This window comes from Methylobacter sp. sgz302048, from assembly GCF_052162025.1.
Taxonomy (GTDB): Bacteria; Pseudomonadota; Gammaproteobacteria; order Methylococcales; family Methylomonadaceae; genus Methylobacter.
Genome location: NZ_CP197401.1, coordinates 3,100,793 through 3,117,788, shown reverse-complemented (window position 1 = coordinate 3,117,788; position 16,996 = coordinate 3,100,793). Strand labels below are relative to the sequence as shown.

Sequence of the window (16,996 nt, the reverse complement as noted above, 5' to 3'; positions counted from 1 at the left end):
TGCGCCACAACCTTATTGATGAGATATGCTTAAATATATTATCCCGTTAGTCATCTTTATCGTCATGGCCGTTTTCCTGGCCGTCGGTTTGAACTTGAATCCGCGCGATATTCCTTCGCCGCTGATCGATAAGCCGGCGCCGGCGTTTTCGGCGCCCAAACTCGGCGCGCCTTCCGAAACACTAAGCCAGACCGATATGAAAGGAAAAGTCTGGCTGTTCAATGTCTGGGCTTCCTGGTGCGTGTCATGCCGGTCCGAACATCCGATACTGAATCAGCTGGCGCAGCAGAAAGCGGCCGTTATTGTCGGCTTGAACTACAAGGATGAGCCGGACGCGGCGAAAAACTGGCTGACCCGATTGGGCAATCCTTATGACGTCAGCATCATGGATCAGGATGGCCGTATCGGCATAGACTGGGGTGTTTACGGCGTACCGGAAACGTTCGTCATCGACAAAAAAGGCGTGATCCGGTACAAGCATACGGGACCTGTGACATCGCAGGACGTTCAAGCTATCTTTCTCCCTTTAATCGCTAAATTACAGGCCGAGAATTCATGAAAATTTTAATGCTGGTCTTGCTGTTGACCTTGTCCGGTTTTGCCGGAGCCCGTGTTGAATACCGGGAATTTGCCAATGCCGAGCAGCAGCAGGCCTATGATGATCTGATATCGGAATTGCGCTGTCTGGTTTGCCAGAACCAGACCATTGCCGACTCCAATGCCGATTTGGCCAAAGACCTGCGTCGGCAGGTCTATGAAATGCTCCAGCAAGGCAAGACCAAGCAGGATGTCGCCGATTTCATGACCCAGCGCTATGGCGATTTCGTTTTATATAATCCGCCTTTCAAAGCCAAAACCGGCGTGCTGTGGGTTGGTCCTGTCGTCTTTCTGGCTATCGGCCTGATTGCCGTATTGGCATTTGTGCGGCGCAACAAGACGCCGGCGACGGCTGAGATCAGCGCTGAGAAGCGGAAAAAAATACACAGCTTGCTGGAAAAAGGGGACAAATCTTGACTACGATATTTTGGATGCTGGTCGGCCTGTTGATTCTGGCCGCTTTATTGATTGTCCTGCCGCCGATATGGCGTTCTCGCGAAATTGCGGCAGCCGACCAGGACCAGCGTAATATTGTCATTGCCCGGCAGAGGCTGGTTGAGCTTCAGGAGCAATTGCAGACAGGGACGTTAACCCAGGCGCAATATGAAGAACAGCGCGCCGAGCTGGAAGTCGCGCTCAGCGATGATCTCGATATACCAACTCAGGCGAAAGCATCCGGTACGAAAGGGCGATGGATGGTCTTCGTGCTGGTTTTGCTGGTGCCGCTGACGGCGCTGACACTTTATGCGGGACTTGGCAGCTATGCTTCATTGAATCAGACTAGCGATAATTCAGCAATGCCCGGCCCCGAAGATATCAACCGCATGGTGGCAGGTCTGGCCGCCCGCATGAAGAGCAATCCCAATGATGCGCAGGGCTGGCTCATGTTAGGTCGGTCCTACAAATATCTCCAGCAATACCCGGAAGCTGCCGATGCTTTCGCGCAAGCCTACCGCTTGCTGGGCGATCAGGCTGAAGTGCTGCTGTCTTATGCCGATGCCCTGGCCATGTCCAATGACGGCCGGCTCTCAGGAAAGCCGGCAGAACTGGTGTTTAAGGCATTGGCGCTGGAACCGAATAACATGACTGGCCTGTGGCTGGGCGGCATGGCCAAGGCCGAAGCGGGCGATGCGGCGGGCGCGGTTCAGTTGTGGCGCAAGCTGGAAGCGTTGTTGCCGCCCGATTCGGAAGCGCGGCAGGAAATTCAGACGCTGATGGCCAATGTCGAGAACCGGAGGCCCGAGGAGCAGCCCACTGAAGCCGCTTCGCCAGGCATCGATGTGGAGGTGAGTCTGGCGCCCGAGCTTAAGTCAAAGATCAGCCCCGAGCAAACTGTTTTCATCTATGCTCAGGCGCTATCAGGCCCGAAAATGCCTTTGGCGATTGTCCGCAAGCAGGTTTCCGATCTGCCGTTGACCGTCAATCTGAACGACAGCATGGCCATGATGCCGGAAATGAAATTGTCGCGTTTCGATCAAGTTAAGCTGATCGCGCGCATTTCGAAATCCGGCAACGCGACACAGCAGTCCGGCGACCTGATCGGCGTGATCGATTCCGTAGCTCAGGCCGATCATACCCGCAATATAATAGTGATTGATAGCGAAGTGAAATAATGGATCAATCTATTAAATTCGATCTGGACCTGATTAACCGTTATGACAAGGCGGGTCCGCGTTACACCTCTTACCCGACCGCTCTGGAGCTACATGAAGGCTTCGGCGATAAGGAATACCGCGAGCATATCGCCAAATCCAATGCGGCGGGCGGCCCCTTATCGCTGTATTTCCATATTCCGTTTTGCGATACCGTCTGCTTTTACTGCGCCTGCAATAAAATCGTGACGAAAAACCGCGGCCATGCGCAGCCGTATTTGGATAATCTCTATAAAGAAATCGCCATGCAGGGCGATTTGTTCGACCGCAAACGGGTCGTCAACCAATTGCATTGGGGCGGCGGCACGCCGACCTTCTTGAGCTATGAGCAAATGCAAAAGCTGATGCAGGTGACGCGCGCGCATTTCTCGTTAAGGGACGACGATCAGGGCGAATACTCGATTGAAATCGACCCGCGCGAGACTGACGACCGGACCATTCACCAGCTGCGTGAACTGGGATTTAACCGCATCAGTCTGGGCGTTCAGGACTTTGACCCGGCTGTGCAAAAGGCCGTCAATCGCCTGCAAAGCGAAGAGCAAACCTTCGCGGTTCTGGCCGCCGCCAGGGCTGAAGGTTTCCGTTCGACCAATATCGATCTGATTTACGGTCTGCCATTGCAGACAGTCGCAACGTTTTCCAGAACCCTGGACAAGCTTCTGGCCGTTGCGCCTGACCGGTTTTCCATTTTCAATTATGCCCACATGCCGGCGCGCTTTAAAACGCAGCGCCAGATCAACGAAGCGGATCTGCCGACAGCCGACATCAAGCTCGATATTCTGCAGATGGTCGGACGTCGGCTCACGGAAGCAGGCTATGTCTACATCGGCATGGACCATTTCGCCAGGCCCGATGACGAACTCGCCATCGCGCAGCGCGAAGGCAAGCTGTACCGGAATTTCCAGGGCTATTCAACGCACTCGGACTGTGATCTGGTGGGCCTGGGCATTACCTCGATCGGCCGGGTAGGGGATGCCTATATTCAGAATGTCAAAGAGCTGGCCGAATATGATCAATTGATCGGACAAGGCCGGCTGCCTGTCTTCAAGGGCGTCGAGCTGAATGATGACGACAAGCTGCGCCGCGCTGTCATCACGCAACTGATCTGTCATTTCGATCTGAATTTTGCGGCCATAGAAAAAGCATTCGGCATCGATTTTCACGATTACTTCGCCGACGAACTGAAAGCCCTGGCGCCGATGCAGGCCGACGGCTTGCTGACCGTGTCGGAACAGAACATTCATGTGTTGCCGGCAGGGCGATTATTGATCCGCAACATTTGCATGGTATTCGACCGCTATCTGGCGCAAAAACAGCAGCAGTTTTCGAAAGTGATTTAAGCAAGCGCGAATAACTTCGCGCCTGCATCGAACTCTTCAATCAATAATCTCGTTTTGTCATGCAAGGATGGCTTGATGACTGGATCACTAACTACGCTGTAGGGTCGAATTAATTCGACCCGAAACACACAGTGTTTTACAGAAGATTGTATGGTTATCGTTGAGTGCGAATTAATTCGCACCTACAATTTCCTGATTTATTTCATGCTCATTACTCAGCCGTCAATCAGCAGTCTCATCCTGTTCAGTCAAGGGCGGCTTGATGGCTATATCACCCACCAGCAGGGATTCTTCCTCTTTCTGCTGGTCAAGCCATTCATGCCAGACGGCGCGCAGTATTGCCAGTATGACCGGTCCCAAAAAAATACCTATCACGCCAAAAGCCGTCAGTCCTCCAAAAACGCCGAACATTACCACGAGGAGAGGCACCCGGCTCGCGCCGCTGATTACCAGCGGACGGATCACGTTGTCTACCGTGCTGACTACCAGAACCCCCCAGGCTATCAGCCCTATGCCGGCCCATACCTTATTCATGAAAATGAGTCCGACAGCGATAGGCAGCCATATCAGCGGCGCACCCATCGGTATCAAGGCAAACAAAGCGGTAAGTGCGCCAAACAATACCGGTGCCTGCACGCCGGCCACAGAAAAGCCAAGGCCGGCTAGAGTGCCTTGCGCCAATGCTGCCAGCACCATGCCGAAAACGACCGCATTGGTCGTATGACCGGCAGCCTGCAGATAAACATGCTGATGCTTGCCTAGAAAACGGATAAGCCCTTGATGCAGTTGCCTGACGGCTTCTTCGCCATCGCGAAAACAGAAAAACACCGTGACCAGAATGATGGCTAGTTTTACCAGGTTATTGCCGATACTGCCCAGAAACTTAGTCACGTCGCCCAGCCAGTGTTGCGCCGTATTGGCAAGTTGTTTGGCCACGCCAGCCCGGTCTGTGCTCAAGCGCGTTATGCCGTCTTGCAGATAATCGCCTAGCCCCGGTATGCGCTTGATGGCATCCGGTAACTGAAGGTTATCTAGAGAAAAGTTGACGCTTAAGGTTTGATAGGCCATTGCCAGCTCTTTCTGAAGCAAAGCGACCAACCAGAAAATGGACAGAAAGATGATCATGGAGATGATCAATGTCATGACCAGCGCGCTGAGCATTTTCCTGCCTTTCATCTGGCGGCGCAGCCACCGGTAAGCTGGCCAGGTGACATAGGTAATAATGAAAGCCCAGATCAACGACAGCAGGAATTCACGCAGCACCATATAGCTCAGCACAAGGAGGCTGACTAAAAGAATGCCGGGAATGATGTCCCGGGAGGAGGGTCTGTTTAGAAAATCATTCATAAACCTGAAAAAGTTATCTGCTCAATCGGACAGCCTGTTTGTCGGCTGTCTTCGTTGTCATGCCGGTGGCCTTTGGGGCTCTGAATTTATCGAGAGCTGCCGGCTTTATATAAATTAATCACACTGCCCGCTAAAACCATCCGGACCTGCCGTGGCGTCATCGTGTGACGGGCCAGAAAGGTTTTGTTCCGGGTTTTGTTGATGACTGTGACCGTATCGCCTTTTTGAATTTCTTCCCTGGCGTTTGGCAGCTCAAGGCTGTCGTTCAGATCGATCGCATCGTAATCCTGCTCGTCGATAAAGGCCAGCGGCAAGATACCAAAATTGCAGAGATTCTGCCAATGAATGCGGGCAAAGCTTTTGGCGATGACGGCCTTGACGCCCAGATAGCGTGGGGCCAGCGCCGCATGCTCGCGGCTTGATCCCTGACCGTAGTTGATGCCGCCGACAATCATGGAACCGGTCCGCTGATACGGCATGGCCCGATCGTAGTACGACTCGTCAATCTGGGAGAAAGTGAATTTGCTGATTGCCGGAATATTGCTGCGGAACGGCAGCACTTTCGCACCGGCCGGCATGATCTCATCGGTCGATATATTGTCGCTCACCTTCATCAACACCGGCCCTGCCAGGCTTTGCGGCAATGGTTCCAGTGGCGGCAGAGAGGCAATGTTCGGCCCCTTCACCAGCACCTCCTCTGAGCCGTCCTCAGGTGGCGGCGCCAGCGCCTCGGTATTGAGGACATAGGTTTTCGGCTCCTCAAATTTCGGATAAGGCATGGGCAATGTGCGCGGGTCGGTGATGACGCCGGTAATGGCGGATGCGGCGGCCGTTTCGGGGCTGCAAAGATAAACCAGGTCTTCCTTCGTGCCCGAGCGCCCCGGAAAGTTGCGCGGCACGGTCCTCAGGCTGATGCGATGGGTGGCCGGCGCCTGGCCCATGCCGATGCAGCCGTCGCAGCCTGCCTGATGGATGCGTGCGCCCTGATGGATCAAGGTGCCGAGATAGCTCAGGCGCGTCATGTTTTCGAGGATCTGCCGCGAGGTCGGATTGACATCGAGCGATACATCTTCATGTGCCGGATGATCCTTCAGGATCATCGCCGCGATCGCGAAATCCCGAAGTCCGGGGTTCGCCGATGAACCGATCATGCACTGGTAGACTTTCCTGCCGGCGACCTCGCTGACGGGCACGACATTGCCGGGACTGCTGGGGCAGGCGATCAGGGGCGCGAGTTCTGAGAGGTTGACTTCGATATGCTCGTCGTAGTCTGCACCCTCGTCGGCAAGCAGTTCGGTCCAGTCTTCGCCGCGCGCCTGCGATTCCAGAAAGGCTTTTACGGCCTGATCCGATGGAAACACGCTGGTTGTCGCGCCGAGTTCGGCGCCCATGTTGGCAATCACGTGCCTGTCCATCGCGCTGAGCTGATCCAGGCCCGGCCCGTAATATTCCATGATCTTGCCTATGCCGCCCGACACGTCGAGACGGCGCAGCAGTTCCAGGATGATATCCTTGGCGCTGACCCAGTCCGGCAGTTGGCCGGTCAGTTTGACACCGACGATCTTCGGCATTTTTACATGAAACGGTTCGCCGGCCATCGTCAAGGCGACTTCGAGACCGCCGGCGCCGATAGCGAGCATCCCCAAGGAACCCGCAGCACAGGTATGGCTGTCCGAACCCAGCAGCGTCTTGCCGGGCTTGCCGAAACGCTCCATATGGACGGGGTGACTCACGCCGTTGCCGGGCCGGCTGAACCAGAGGCCGAATTTGCGGCAAGCGCTTTGCAGAAACAGGTGATCGTCGGCATTCTTGAAGTCTGTCTCCAGCAGATTGTGATCGACATACTGGACCGATACTTCGGTCTTGACACGGTCGAGTTCCATGGCCTCAAGCTCCAGCATTACCATTGTGCCGGTTGCATCCTGCGTCAGGGTCTGGTCGATTTTCAGGGCAATTTCCTGCCCGGCAATCATCTCGCCTTCTACTAGGTGGCTTGCAATTAATTTTTGCGTTACATTTTTAGGCATGGGTTTCCTCCTGCGCATGGATTGGTAGGAACGCCAGCGACGGCGGTTCCCGCGTCTTCGCATCTTTCCGTGTATTCGCCTCAGATTGAGTGAATTCCATGCAATCTGATGTCGTCGAGCTCTCATGTAGGCATCACAAAATCTGATCTGACAATGCGATGATCAGCGCATAACGCAAGCTTTTGCCTACTGCTACCAGAATCATAAAGATCGAAAGGCGCACCTTCATCATGCCCGCGATAAACGTCAAGGCATCGCCGCCGGCCGGCAACCAGGACAATAATAAAGACCAGACGCCGAACCGCTGGTACCAGTTCTGGTAGCGGTGCAGTTGAGAGATTTTGAACGGAAACCAGCGGCTGTATTCGAAATGCAGCAGATAACGGCCCAGAGCCCAGTTCACGACGGCGCCCAGCGTATTGCCCGTCGATGCAGACAGCCACAGCAGCCAGGGATCATGACCGGTGGCCAACAGACCAACCAGCGCTACTTCCGAATAAAACGGAATCAGCGTGGCGGCCAGAAAACTTACTCCAAATAAACTTAAATAGGCGGTCATCTCTTATAGCCTCTCACGAGCGGCTTTCACCAGCGCGCGGAACAGGTTACGCTGGCGGGACAGGTAGAGCAAGTATTCCGGATGCCATTGGACGCCTATCAGGTATGGTTTCGACGGATCTTCTACCGCCTGCACAATATTATCCAGGTCACGGCCGACAACTCTCAATCCGCTGCCCAACCGATTGATGGCTTGCGTATGCAGACTATTAATCCGACAACGCGTGGTCCCCAGCAGTTCCTCCATTTGGCTGTTCGGCTCCACCAGCAGGGTTTTCAGCGGCAGTACCGTGAAACGGTTGCGGGTATGGCGGCGCAGCTCACGCAGATTCTGATGCAGATTCCCGCCCAGGTAAGCATTGAGCAACTGCTCTCCGCGGCAGATGGCCAGCATGGGGATGTCTTCTTTCAGGGATTTTTCGATGTACATGAGTTCGAACATGTCCCGCTCCTTGTCATAGCGCGTATTGGGCAGTTCCTCCGATTCGTAAAGCGTAGGATAAATGTCATCGCCGCCGCCGATCACGATGCCGTCCAATATCTCATTCAGATGAGAATGTCTGGGCGTGAGCCTCAGGGGATGCCCTCCCGTGGCGAGAATGGCATAGCGCGTGAAAAACCAGGCGCGGTCTCCGCCTTTGCTGGGACCTGTTACGCCGATTACAGGGTATATGTGCGATCTAGCCATATCTCGACCGTATCTTTCCAGTTTTTGAACAGGTCGGTTAGAGGCCTATCCAAAAATTGTGTATAAGCCTGACACATGGCATTCAGATACTTGACATCACAGGCCAGCCTTTCGACCATGAGCCAGTTACGCCAGTCCACATCTAGGCCCCAGCCAGGCTGGTCAATCCGGCAGTTGGGCAGCCGGTAATGCAGGGTAGGCCGGGCTTTAACACGGTCGTCATCGATGACTGATTGTGTCCGGGACTTGTCGAGATAAGTGAACAACGGCAGCATATCCAATGCCCGATTGCGCGTGGGGTTGGCGACCAGGTAATCGTCGATCAACGCCCTCTGATCGGGATGATAATCCTGGTCAATGACTTGCCGGATATAATCGGTTGGAAAAGGGGCAATATAGCCGGTCATGGTTCGGGTCAGGTCGATCTCGCTGTGGTAAACCAGCCAATCGTAGAGGCACAGGAAAGCTTTAAGATAGGATACGATAGTTTCGGGCTCCAGGCTGGGCAATTCCGGGTTGAAATGCAGGCCGAAGGCGCTCAGTGTGCCGCTGTCCGTACCTTGGGCTCCTAATGCCCGCAAGTTTGGAATCAAAAGCTCCAGCTCGCCGAGACGGTCCATCGGAATCGGCGGCGAGACGATTTCAAAAGGCACAATCTGTTCGGCCGCCAGGCGCACGAGTTGCTCCGACCATTCGTCAAGCAGGGCGAAAGGGGCCTCGGGGTCCAGCTTGTTGCGGCCTTTTTTCTTCAGGTATTGAAAATCCAACTCGACTCTGAAATCACCCAGGCACGTGCCCGTAATCGTGTTTTCGTAAGCGCTGTTGACCAGTATGGTGCCGCCGAACTGTTCGCGGATCAATCGGGTAATGTCTTCAATGGGGAGCCCTGCAAACTCCAGCTCTACGCCTACCCGTCTCATATCTCCCGATGCCGTCGTGCTGATGGGAGGAAGAAGGAATGCGGGAGGCTGATGCATAAATGTCCGTTTTTGGAGGGGTGAGGTTTGAGCTGGAAACAGGATGGCGCCAGGTCAGGACAGGATAAATGTAATTCCGAAAGGGCTGCTTGCATTATCCCGCCGGGGCAATAAAGATCAATAAGTTGAATTACTTAAAGAGAACCGGAGGTTTTGGATGTTCTTTACAGCGCACAATCAGAAGATCACTCACGCCGGGAGACTTTGAACGCCTCGTACGGCATTTTTTCAGGATATTCGGCGGTATTGATATATAAACAACCGTTCCGGCAAAAATGCCGCAAGCCAAGGTCGCCATGAATTGTATTCTGGCTTGCAAGGTTATCGTGGCATTGTTCTGTTCATGCGTTAAGTACCTCAAACTGAGGGAAGAGCGCACTTTATTGCGGCATCTTTCCTCAGTTGAGGTCAGCCAAGCATGCCTATCCTATTCCTTTCCTTCTGCCGGGATCTGGAATAGCGCCCCCAGGTTGATACTGCCGTGTTCTGAGGGATCCTGCGGATTATCGGTTCTAGGATTGCCAGGGTTCAGATTTGATGCCGTATCGTCAGGCGGGAACAGCACCAGCGTAGTAAGAAACTCCAGAACCATCTGTTGTTTGTTATCGCTCAGTTCGGCAAAATTTTCTTTTGATTCCTGTGCTTCGCCGCCATGGCGCAGAATCACTTCTTTAAGGTTAATGCTGCGTCCGTCGTGACCGTAAGGGGCCGTGCTGCCTACGCCCCATAGCGGTTCGGTCATGAATTTTGTTACGAGGCTTCCATCATACAACCTTTCGTGAAATGCCGGCCCGAGATCGTGGCGCTTGAAGTCAGCGAAGATATTTTTAACGAGGAAGGAGTTTCCCTTGGGAAGCAGCTTTGGAAATTCCTGGCCGTCGTCGACAGTATCGTAAAGCGTTGTGGCGGTTGCGAAAAGACGGTTGAAGATTCCTTTCTTCGGATCGAAGCCAGTCTCAACATCGGCGATACGGCGGTCATGCTCAATGCGCAGGTTTTCTACATGACAACCTGTACATCCGATGGCCTTCATTAGCTTCAGGCCAAACTTGGCGCGTGCGCTCATTTCGCCTGTGCCAGGTTTAAAATAGTTCAGCAGATAAAACTCCATATGGTCAATGATCGCTGGGTCAATTTCATTCAAGACCCCATCTCCATCGCCGTCTTCGTTGGGATTGCAAACAGGCGGATGCTTGATCTTGTCCAACGTCGGATCGTAAACCAGGCCGGCCGGGCTAACGGTCTTGATCGGAGCGACTGGATCCGTAGCTTGGCAGAGCACAGGATCGGCAGACTCCAGCCCCATCTCATCTTTAAATGCGCCAATGGAGAATGCCCGCATGGAATATTCACCGCCTTGAGCAAAGAAGGGGCGGACACGCAGATCCGGGTTTACGCCTTCCACCATAGAGGTATCAATTTCTCCATTCGGCAGTGCCTGGATAAATCCGTAGTGAATCTGCTTGCTGACAAGCGGCAGTTTGACGGGTTCTTTTGTATGATCAGCAAGCTGCAGCGCTCTGTCCCGGATGGCGCGCAGATCGCTCGTGATTTCGTCTCCCAGCATCTCCACAAGTCCGAGACCGAAAAGATGAGGCGCATCGCGGCTGTCGGGGCGGGTGGCCTCGTCACCGCCAGATCCTGCGCCACCTTTCGGGCGACCATGACAAGCGGCGCAACTGTCCGTCAATCCGGCCCCTAGCGCTGGATTTTCATGGATATCCCCGGTTGAATCATTGCTCACCCGCGGTCCCAGGCCTTGATCATGCGTAAACTTGCGTTGGAAGATTTGACGCCCCCGGCGAACCGAGCGGGTTGGATCACGTTTTATGAGATAGATTGACGAGCCTGGCGTAAACTCATCCCCATGTCCTGCACCGATCTGCTGCTCCAGTGATTTTTCTATAGCGCCGCCCGGTACATTCGGCGTCGTTTGGGTTACGTCAGTCAGCTCTGCCCGAGCGCTCGCTGCCATTAATAACAAAATTCCGCTACAACATGAATTCAGTATAAACGTATGTACGGTCTTGGTAGTCATTCTGGTCTCCTGTATTGGATTGCCTTCGCCACTTGTCCGGGCAAACTGCCAGCGGCACCAGAATTTATCTCCACTGATTTATACCAAATACATGGGTATTAACTTGTTAGCGCAGCGAGTCTGTTAACAATAATCATGCGAAATATTACTGGAAATAGCGAAAAACGATCTAACACTAAAGTTAAGTAGAATGGTCGCAAGCGGTGCAAAAATGCCGCTTGAGGTTGGTCCACCGAATGATTATCTCCAAAAGAGAGGCATGCATTACGCTGCATTGGGTGGATAGTTTTAACTCTAGCAGTGCAGTAAAATCCAAGACAATCGTTTTGATGAACGTTTAATGCAGTTTTGATGTGTATTCTAGTTAGCAAAATGATTACTTTTTTGAGCAGACTATTTTGAATCCTCGAACTTCTGGATCAAGCGCTTTGCCATTTCACAGAAACGGAAGGCGATGCTCCAAGTATTGTTGAGTCTTTTGCTAATATTACCGAACGCTGGCAGGGCGAGGAGAGCAGGGTAAACTCGACGGGAATGTATAAATTGCAATGTCCCATAAGATGCTTTTCGCAATGCTCTTATGGGACACGGGGATCAATAAGAGGGCTTAATCGTCTTCTGTTTTTTCTTCAGTTTTCAAAATATTTCCGTTGGTATCCAGCTCAAGCTCGACTTTCTTGTTATCCATTTCGATTTCCACTTCGTACCCGGCCACTGTGCCATCCGGCTTCATTAATTTTTCCGCTTCCTCGATTTTGCCTTGGGGATACTTCTTGTTGGCAGCCTGAGTGACGGGTTCAGGCAGTGATGAGACTTCTATTTCCTCTTCCTTTTGTACAAGTGTGCCGTCTTCGCTATACAGAATGTCGTACTCTTTACCGTTCTCCTTGTATTCCACTTCATAAACCATTTTGCCTTCAAACGTCTCTTTTTCGAATTTCACATCCTTGGCGTTGGGATAACCTTTTTCAAAGGCGGATACGACTGCTTTGGGCATCTGGTCCTTGCTTAATTTGTCTTCGTCGGCGCTCGCCTGGCCGAATACCAATAGAACGCCGAAGGTCGCTATCATCAGATATTGATTTTTCATAAATCCTCCTCTGGTTGTGAGTGAAAGTTTTGATTCAATTTCATTAACCGCGTTCCTACGCGAGTTCATTTAATCAATTTCCATTTATTTCCTTAGATAGTTTCGTTGAAGGATCGGCGATGCATAAATAGTTCTGAGGACGGTTGGTCTCAAACATGGTGAGCCGTTTTACAATGTCCTCAGCACTGCTATTTCCTATTGGGCCGGCAGTGATTCGGCCAGTCGCTGTGCTCATCAGATGCACGTAACTTTTATGCGGCCCATTGGCCAAGGTTGAGTTGATTAAAAACTCGGTTTCATCCGGCTCCTGTATTTTCTCCGGAGCCGCGCTGCCCGGATTGCAGGCGCCGAAAAAAATCAGGCCGTCCGCCGCTGTCAGGGAACTCAAGGACTTTGTGAAATGAAAGAATCGTTCCGGCGATATTTCTGTGGATGTCTTGAATTCGAATAGCGGTTCCCGGCAGACGAGTTCGCAGAGCTTGAACCTGGCTCCTCGCTGATCCTCCGGAATTGCCGCCAATTGGTTGGGCGAGCAGTAGCTGTTATAGCAAGCTCGCCCTAGCGGCTGTATCTGTTTTTCCAGTCCCTTGAGCAGATCCCAGGCATCGCTCGATTTCATCGGCCCCAACTCCTGCCAGTGCGAAGCCATGAAGTCGCTGAATTTGCGGTTTTTTTCGGTATTGTAAGTAATGGATAATGCCTTTTTAAGTCCTGGCTGCGCCTCGGAGAACTTAATAAATTTGCCTTTACCGCCTGCTGTCTTGAAGTCCTGCCAAAACACGGCGTTTTTGAGGACCGGCCCATCGAAACCGCCATGACTGATAAAAATAACCCTGTCAAAAGGAGGGAACTGCTGCGCTATTTGTTCGGCCTGATCATAGTAGTCGCTCCAGCTCCAGATATCCCGCATCTGAGTAACGGCCGCCTTGAAGCGGTTGCGATAAAAGGTTTCCACAATGCGAGCGGGTTGCTCGGACCACCTCGGACTCTCATTGGTATGCGGGTCCCTGCTCAGCAAAGGCACAAGCAATACTCGCTTCGGCGGTTGCTGCACATTCAAGTCCTTCAATTTGCTGTAAAAGGATCGGCACGATTTTAAGTGATTTGCATCGCCGTAAACATTGGCAGCACAGATCCCCATTAACAATGAAACCAGTAACCGGATGCGCATAACAGGTCTCCAAAAAAGTTATGTCGTTAAAGTATGCCCGCAAAATATAACTAAAAGCCATGCCTGATTCATTCTGGCCACGGATGCGCGCCGCATAGCATTACCCTGGTATAGCAACAGCTTCAGGATTTTAAAACAACATCCAATATTGTCCACTTTCGGCTTCAAATTTTTACCAGGCAGAAAAATAAATTATTGATGGGAACAAGGTCGTGTATATTATGGCTGTTAATCTTGATACCTCTTACTGGTAAATATTCAATGCCGTTTCACAACTTATGGACATCTTAAACGCAGCAAATTGTTCCTTGAGTTTTAAAAAAACGCATATTTTCACGGCCTCGCGCCCTACTGTGGGTATTGGCCCATCCTGTATTCAGATGAAATTTGGTTGTTTTTCTAGCAAGCTCCTGCCCATGATCGCCTTGCGCTCGCTTTGTTTGCTCACTGTCTTGTTTTTTACGGCGGTGCCGTCCCATGCCGCAGTCGCGCCAGACACGCATATTCATGTCATTGTGTCTCTGGTCGACAACGTAGCTCAAGGCATCGTGCCTGTTCCTGCAAAAATCGGCAATGGCGATGATCCGCGCAGCAATCTATACTGGGGCGCGGCTTACGGCGTGAAAACCTTTCTGAGCAAAGCGGAAGGTTGGCGTAAGCTGGGGTGCGAGAATAATATTAACGATATTATTTTGGAACGCTGCCAGTTTGCCTGGAAGGATAGACTGACCGTTACCGCCGATGCCTACCGCGGCAGCCGGATTGACCAGGCAATGCTTGATTTTATGCAGGAAGCAGCCAATCCGCCCAATGCGGCAGAGCGTGAAATGGTGGCGTTCATCGGCCATGATGGTTTGATGGACGAACAAAACCAGCCCATCATAGAACGCTTTCCAAAACATGCCGGGCACGATAAACAAGCGGTTGTCCTGGCCTGTATGAGCGATGAGTTTTTCGCCGGGCATCTGCTTGCCGCAGGCTCAAAGCCGGTGGTCACCACTTTCAGCTTCATGGCGCCGGAAGCCTATGTATTGGAAGCAATTGCCAGGGGATTTGCCGATCAGGCGAGTGAAGCGGAATTGCGCAGTTCTGCCGGTATTGCTTATGCCAAATACCAGCGTATATCAGCCAAAGCGGGAAAGGCGGTTTTTGGCGTAAAAAATTCAAACTAGCCTATAAATATAGAATCCCGCCTCATCCTGACCAAGCTTCCTGTTTCTGAAAATTTTCAATAGCGGCACTGACAAAAATTGGACAGTGATTGGCAAACATCAAGCGCTAATATACGTTTTCGTACTACTGGACTTCATATCCCTATATTGTCATCCTTGTCATCTCATAACCGGTTAAATCTCTTGCTCCTCTAATCACTCAAACGATAGGCAAAGGAGGCGATATGGTCCCGAACTGCTCACTACATGTGACGTTTGTCAACTTCAGCAGACTATTCGTAGGAATTCTTCTAGGCAGTTGGTTCACGGTTGCCCAGGCTCAGGAAGCCGCCGCACGCAACGATGCGGTGACTGCAGCGCAGACACCGGAATCAGTGCCCATCGAGCGGCCCGAGCAAAAGAAGACCCAGCATGACCTCTCGGATATTTTTAATGCGACGCGTGCCAACCCTTCTTCGCCTGCCGTTGGGGAGCAACCCAAGCAAGGCAAAATTTCAGGTTTCGATTTCTACAGGGATCCACTGAATGCCGATCAGCCGTTTCAACAGCCTACGGCTATCATGAAGAAGGAGATTGAGAATAAGCCGGCTGTGATGTCGGCCCAGCGTCAATTGCTGGAGCGCCGGTATGACCTCAAGCCGAAGTTTGATCCGGAGGTCAAGATGTCGCGGGGCAAACCCGTTCTAGTGGGGCCCACCGCCAGACTGGCTGACGGCGTGAGCTGGGATGAGCTTGCGTCAATGAATCCTGACGAGATCAAAGAACGCGGAATTTTTCCCTATCCTTCACTGCCGCATCCGTTGCATGCCAATGGCGGACAGGTCTTCCCCAAGATGCAGATCAAGATGTTTCCGCGGCTCGAGCGTTTCGATGTCGAATTTGATCTGCCGGAGGCGTTTCTGCCCGAGTTCCCGCCGGCCATCTTCCTGCATAACCGCCCCGAACTGGGCGATGTATCGCGAGGGGAGGTGGTTTCGATCAATAACTTCTACCGATTGTTCAAGGACATCCTGACGCCTGTGCAGCTCAACGGTTTGCAGTTTCTGTTAACACCGTTTCCGCAGGAGGAATTCAATCCGACCGATGACCGCAAGAGCGCTCAGCCCAGCCTCGGCGTGGCCTGCTTCGATTGCCATGTCAACGGCCATACCACCGGGCAGTTCCATCTTAACCCGGACGACCGGCCGCAGGAGCGGCGCTTCCGGCTGGACACCACGAGCCTGCGGGGGATGTTCAATCAGCAGATCCACGGCTCCAAGCGCAGCTTGCGCTCGGTCGAGGATTTTACCGAGTTCGAATTCCGCACCGCTTACTTCAACGGCGATCCAATCCACGCCATGAAGAAAGGCTTTCCGATTCTGGACCGCATCCATGTCAGCCACATGGCGCAGTTGCAGAATATGCTCGATTTTCCTCCCGCGCCTAAGCTCAATCCTACGACCGGCCGGCTCGATCCCGCTAAAGCAACGGAAAGTGAATTGCGGGGCGAGAAGGTTTTCTTCGGCAAGGGCCAGTGCAGCAACTGCCATACGCCGCCAGCCTATCTCGATCACCAGATGCACGACCTGCATCTTGAACGCTTTTTGAAAAACGAGCCCGGCGACGGCCAGATGAAGACCTTTACCTTGCGCGGCATCAAGGAAAGCCCGCCTTATCTGCACGACGGCCGGGCATTGACGCTTGAAGATACTGTGGAGTTTTTTAATCTCGTGCTGCAGCTTAAACTCGAGCCCCAAGAGAAGCAGGATCTGGTCGCTTTTATGCGGCAACTGTAGCTGATAGCGGAAGCCGGCTAATCCACCGATGTGATAAGGCTGAGCGTTTTCCCGAAGCATATTTTGCGCAGGGAAAACGCTCAGCTATTGCCGATGCCTTTGCACGTGCAGGTCGACGGCATGCAAAACAGGCTATCCATTTCATACAGGCATACGATTGGATACCTCAATCAGATTCATATCCGGATCACGGAAATAGACCGATAGTATAGGCCCTGTTGCGCCTGTACGTTGTACCGGCCCTTCTATTATCCTCACTGCACAGGCATCGAGATGCTTTATCACGTCAGGCAGAGGCACCGAAGTGATAAAGCATAAATCGGCAGAGCCCGGCGCCGGTAGTTGAGCTTTGGGTTCAAACTCGCTGCCATGCTCGTGCAGATTAATCTTTTGTGAACCGAATGACAGCGCCTTGCGTCCTTCGCCGAAGTTGATGATCTCCATTCCCAAGACTTTCCAATAAAAGGCGCAGGTGGTCTCAATGTTTTTGACGGTCAGCACCAGGTGATCAAGGCTGTCTATTTTCATAAGGGCTAGTTTACCGTTAATGCTTGCTTCGCAGGG

Annotated in this window: 15 protein-coding genes; 6 read left to right on the top strand and 9 right to left on the bottom strand. The window is 52.5% G+C overall.

Going from position 1 to position 16,996, the window contains the following annotated elements:
- The first annotated feature begins 25 nt into the window (after positions 1-25).
- From ACTNE6_RS13960 to hemN, 4 genes are read left to right on the top strand one after another with little or no spacing between them, the layout of a single operon-like run.
- Positions 26-559, top strand: a complete 534-nt coding sequence (locus ACTNE6_RS13960; RefSeq protein WP_331819360.1) for a DsbE family thiol:disulfide interchange protein — start codon at positions 26-28, stop codon at positions 557-559.
- Entirely contained in the window at positions 556-1,014 is a 459-nt protein-coding gene (locus ACTNE6_RS13955) for a cytochrome c-type biogenesis protein (protein ID WP_434485575.1), read from the top strand. Before ACTNE6_RS13960 ends, ACTNE6_RS13955 begins: the two co-directional genes overlap by 4 nt.
- Positions 1,011-2,210, top strand: a complete 1,200-nt coding sequence (gene ccmI / locus ACTNE6_RS13950) for a c-type cytochrome biogenesis protein CcmI (RefSeq protein WP_442497175.1) — start codon at positions 1,011-1,013, stop codon at positions 2,208-2,210. The genes ACTNE6_RS13955 and ccmI overlap by 4 nt, the downstream gene beginning before the upstream one ends.
- Positions 2,210-3,589, top strand: coding sequence for an oxygen-independent coproporphyrinogen III oxidase (gene hemN / locus ACTNE6_RS13945; protein ID WP_442497174.1), 1,380 nt, complete (start codon positions 2,210-2,212; stop codon positions 3,587-3,589). Before ccmI ends, hemN begins: the two co-directional genes overlap by 1 nt.
- 222 nt (positions 3,590-3,811) lie before the next feature.
- Here hemN and ACTNE6_RS13940 read toward each other — a convergent pair whose 3' ends face one another.
- From ACTNE6_RS13940 to ACTNE6_RS13905, 8 genes are all read right to left on the bottom strand, one after another.
- Entirely contained in the window at positions 3,812-4,936 is a 1,125-nt protein-coding gene (locus ACTNE6_RS13940; RefSeq protein ID WP_442497173.1) for an AI-2E family transporter, read from the bottom strand.
- Between the two features lie 86 nt (positions 4,937-5,022).
- Positions 5,023-6,963: an aconitate hydratase gene (locus ACTNE6_RS13935; protein WP_442497172.1), complete on the bottom strand. Its 1,941-nt coding sequence runs from the start codon at positions 6,961-6,963 to the stop codon at positions 5,023-5,025.
- A gap of 133 nt (positions 6,964-7,096) precedes the next feature.
- The gene (locus tag ACTNE6_RS13930) at positions 7,097-7,522 is read right to left on the bottom strand and encodes a YqaA family protein (RefSeq protein ID WP_442497171.1); all 426 of its coding nucleotides are present in this window, start codon (positions 7,520-7,522) and stop codon (positions 7,097-7,099) included.
- Between the two features lie 3 nt (positions 7,523-7,525).
- Positions 7,526-8,209, bottom strand: a complete 684-nt coding sequence (locus ACTNE6_RS13925) for a gamma-glutamyl-gamma-aminobutyrate hydrolase family protein (RefSeq protein WP_442497170.1) — start codon at positions 8,207-8,209, stop codon at positions 7,526-7,528.
- Positions 8,182-9,186: an amidoligase family protein gene (locus ACTNE6_RS13920; RefSeq protein ID WP_442497169.1), complete on the bottom strand. Its 1,005-nt coding sequence runs from the start codon at positions 9,184-9,186 to the stop codon at positions 8,182-8,184. Before ACTNE6_RS13920 ends, ACTNE6_RS13925 begins: the two co-directional genes overlap by 28 nt.
- Positions 9,187-9,613: 427 nt before the next feature.
- Entirely contained in the window at positions 9,614-11,224 is a 1,611-nt protein-coding gene (locus tag ACTNE6_RS13915) for a di-heme oxidoredictase family protein (protein WP_442497168.1), read from the bottom strand.
- Positions 11,225-11,831: 607 nt separating this feature from the next.
- Positions 11,832-12,314: a PepSY-like domain-containing protein gene (locus ACTNE6_RS13910; RefSeq protein ID WP_442497167.1), complete on the bottom strand. Its 483-nt coding sequence runs from the start codon at positions 12,312-12,314 to the stop codon at positions 11,832-11,834.
- 73 nt (positions 12,315-12,387) lie between these two features.
- Positions 12,388-13,485, bottom strand: a complete 1,098-nt coding sequence (locus tag ACTNE6_RS13905; RefSeq protein ID WP_442497166.1) for a hypothetical protein — start codon at positions 13,483-13,485, stop codon at positions 12,388-12,390.
- Positions 13,486-13,793: 308 nt separating this feature from the next.
- On the opposite strand from ACTNE6_RS13905, the gene ACTNE6_RS13900 reads away from it, so the two are divergent.
- On the top strand, positions 13,794-14,657 hold the full coding sequence (locus ACTNE6_RS13900; RefSeq protein ID WP_442497165.1) for a hypothetical protein: 864 nt from the start codon (positions 13,794-13,796) through the stop codon (positions 14,655-14,657).
- Between the two features lie 224 nt (positions 14,658-14,881).
- On the top strand, positions 14,882-16,432 hold the full coding sequence (locus tag ACTNE6_RS13895) for a cytochrome B6 (protein ID WP_442497164.1): 1,551 nt from the start codon (positions 14,882-14,884) through the stop codon (positions 16,430-16,432).
- Between the two features lie 141 nt (positions 16,433-16,573).
- Here ACTNE6_RS13895 and ACTNE6_RS13890 read toward each other — a convergent pair whose 3' ends face one another.
- Entirely contained in the window at positions 16,574-16,960 is a 387-nt protein-coding gene (locus ACTNE6_RS13890) for a VOC family protein (RefSeq protein ID WP_442497163.1), read from the bottom strand.
- Positions 16,961-16,996: the final 36 nt, after the last annotated feature.

Coding starts and splice junctions, on each gene's coding strand:
- ACTNE6_RS13890 (WP_442497163.1), bottom strand. CDS start 16,960: ATGAAAATAGACAGCCTTGATCACCTGGTGCTGACCGTCAAAAACATT.
- ACTNE6_RS13955 (WP_434485575.1), top strand. CDS start 556: ATGAAAATTTTAATGCTGGTCTTGCTGTTGACCTTGTCCGGTTTTGCC.
- ACTNE6_RS13935 (WP_442497172.1), bottom strand. CDS start 6,963: ATGCCTAAAAATGTAACGCAAAAATTAATTGCAAGCCACCTAGTAGAA.
- ACTNE6_RS13905 (WP_442497166.1), bottom strand. CDS start 13,485: ATGCGCATCCGGTTACTGGTTTCATTGTTAATGGGGATCTGTGCTGCC.
- ACTNE6_RS13925 (WP_442497170.1), bottom strand. CDS start 8,209: ATGGCTAGATCGCACATATACCCTGTAATCGGCGTAACAGGTCCCAGC.
- ACTNE6_RS13895 (WP_442497164.1), top strand. CDS start 14,882: ATGGTCCCGAACTGCTCACTACATGTGACGTTTGTCAACTTCAGCAGA.
- ACTNE6_RS13915 (WP_442497168.1), bottom strand. CDS start 11,224: ATGACTACCAAGACCGTACATACGTTTATACTGAATTCATGTTGTAGC.
- ACTNE6_RS13910 (WP_442497167.1), bottom strand. CDS start 12,314: ATGAAAAATCAATATCTGATGATAGCGACCTTCGGCGTTCTATTGGTA.
- ACTNE6_RS13920 (WP_442497169.1), bottom strand. CDS start 9,186: ATGCATCAGCCTCCCGCATTCCTTCTTCCTCCCATCAGCACGACGGCA.
- hemN (WP_442497174.1), top strand. CDS start 2,210: ATGGATCAATCTATTAAATTCGATCTGGACCTGATTAACCGTTATGAC.
- ACTNE6_RS13960 (WP_331819360.1), top strand. CDS start 26: ATGCTTAAATATATTATCCCGTTAGTCATCTTTATCGTCATGGCCGTT.
- ACTNE6_RS13940 (WP_442497173.1), bottom strand. CDS start 4,936: ATGAATGATTTTCTAAACAGACCCTCCTCCCGGGACATCATTCCCGGC.
- ACTNE6_RS13930 (WP_442497171.1), bottom strand. CDS start 7,522: ATGACCGCCTATTTAAGTTTATTTGGAGTAAGTTTTCTGGCCGCCACG.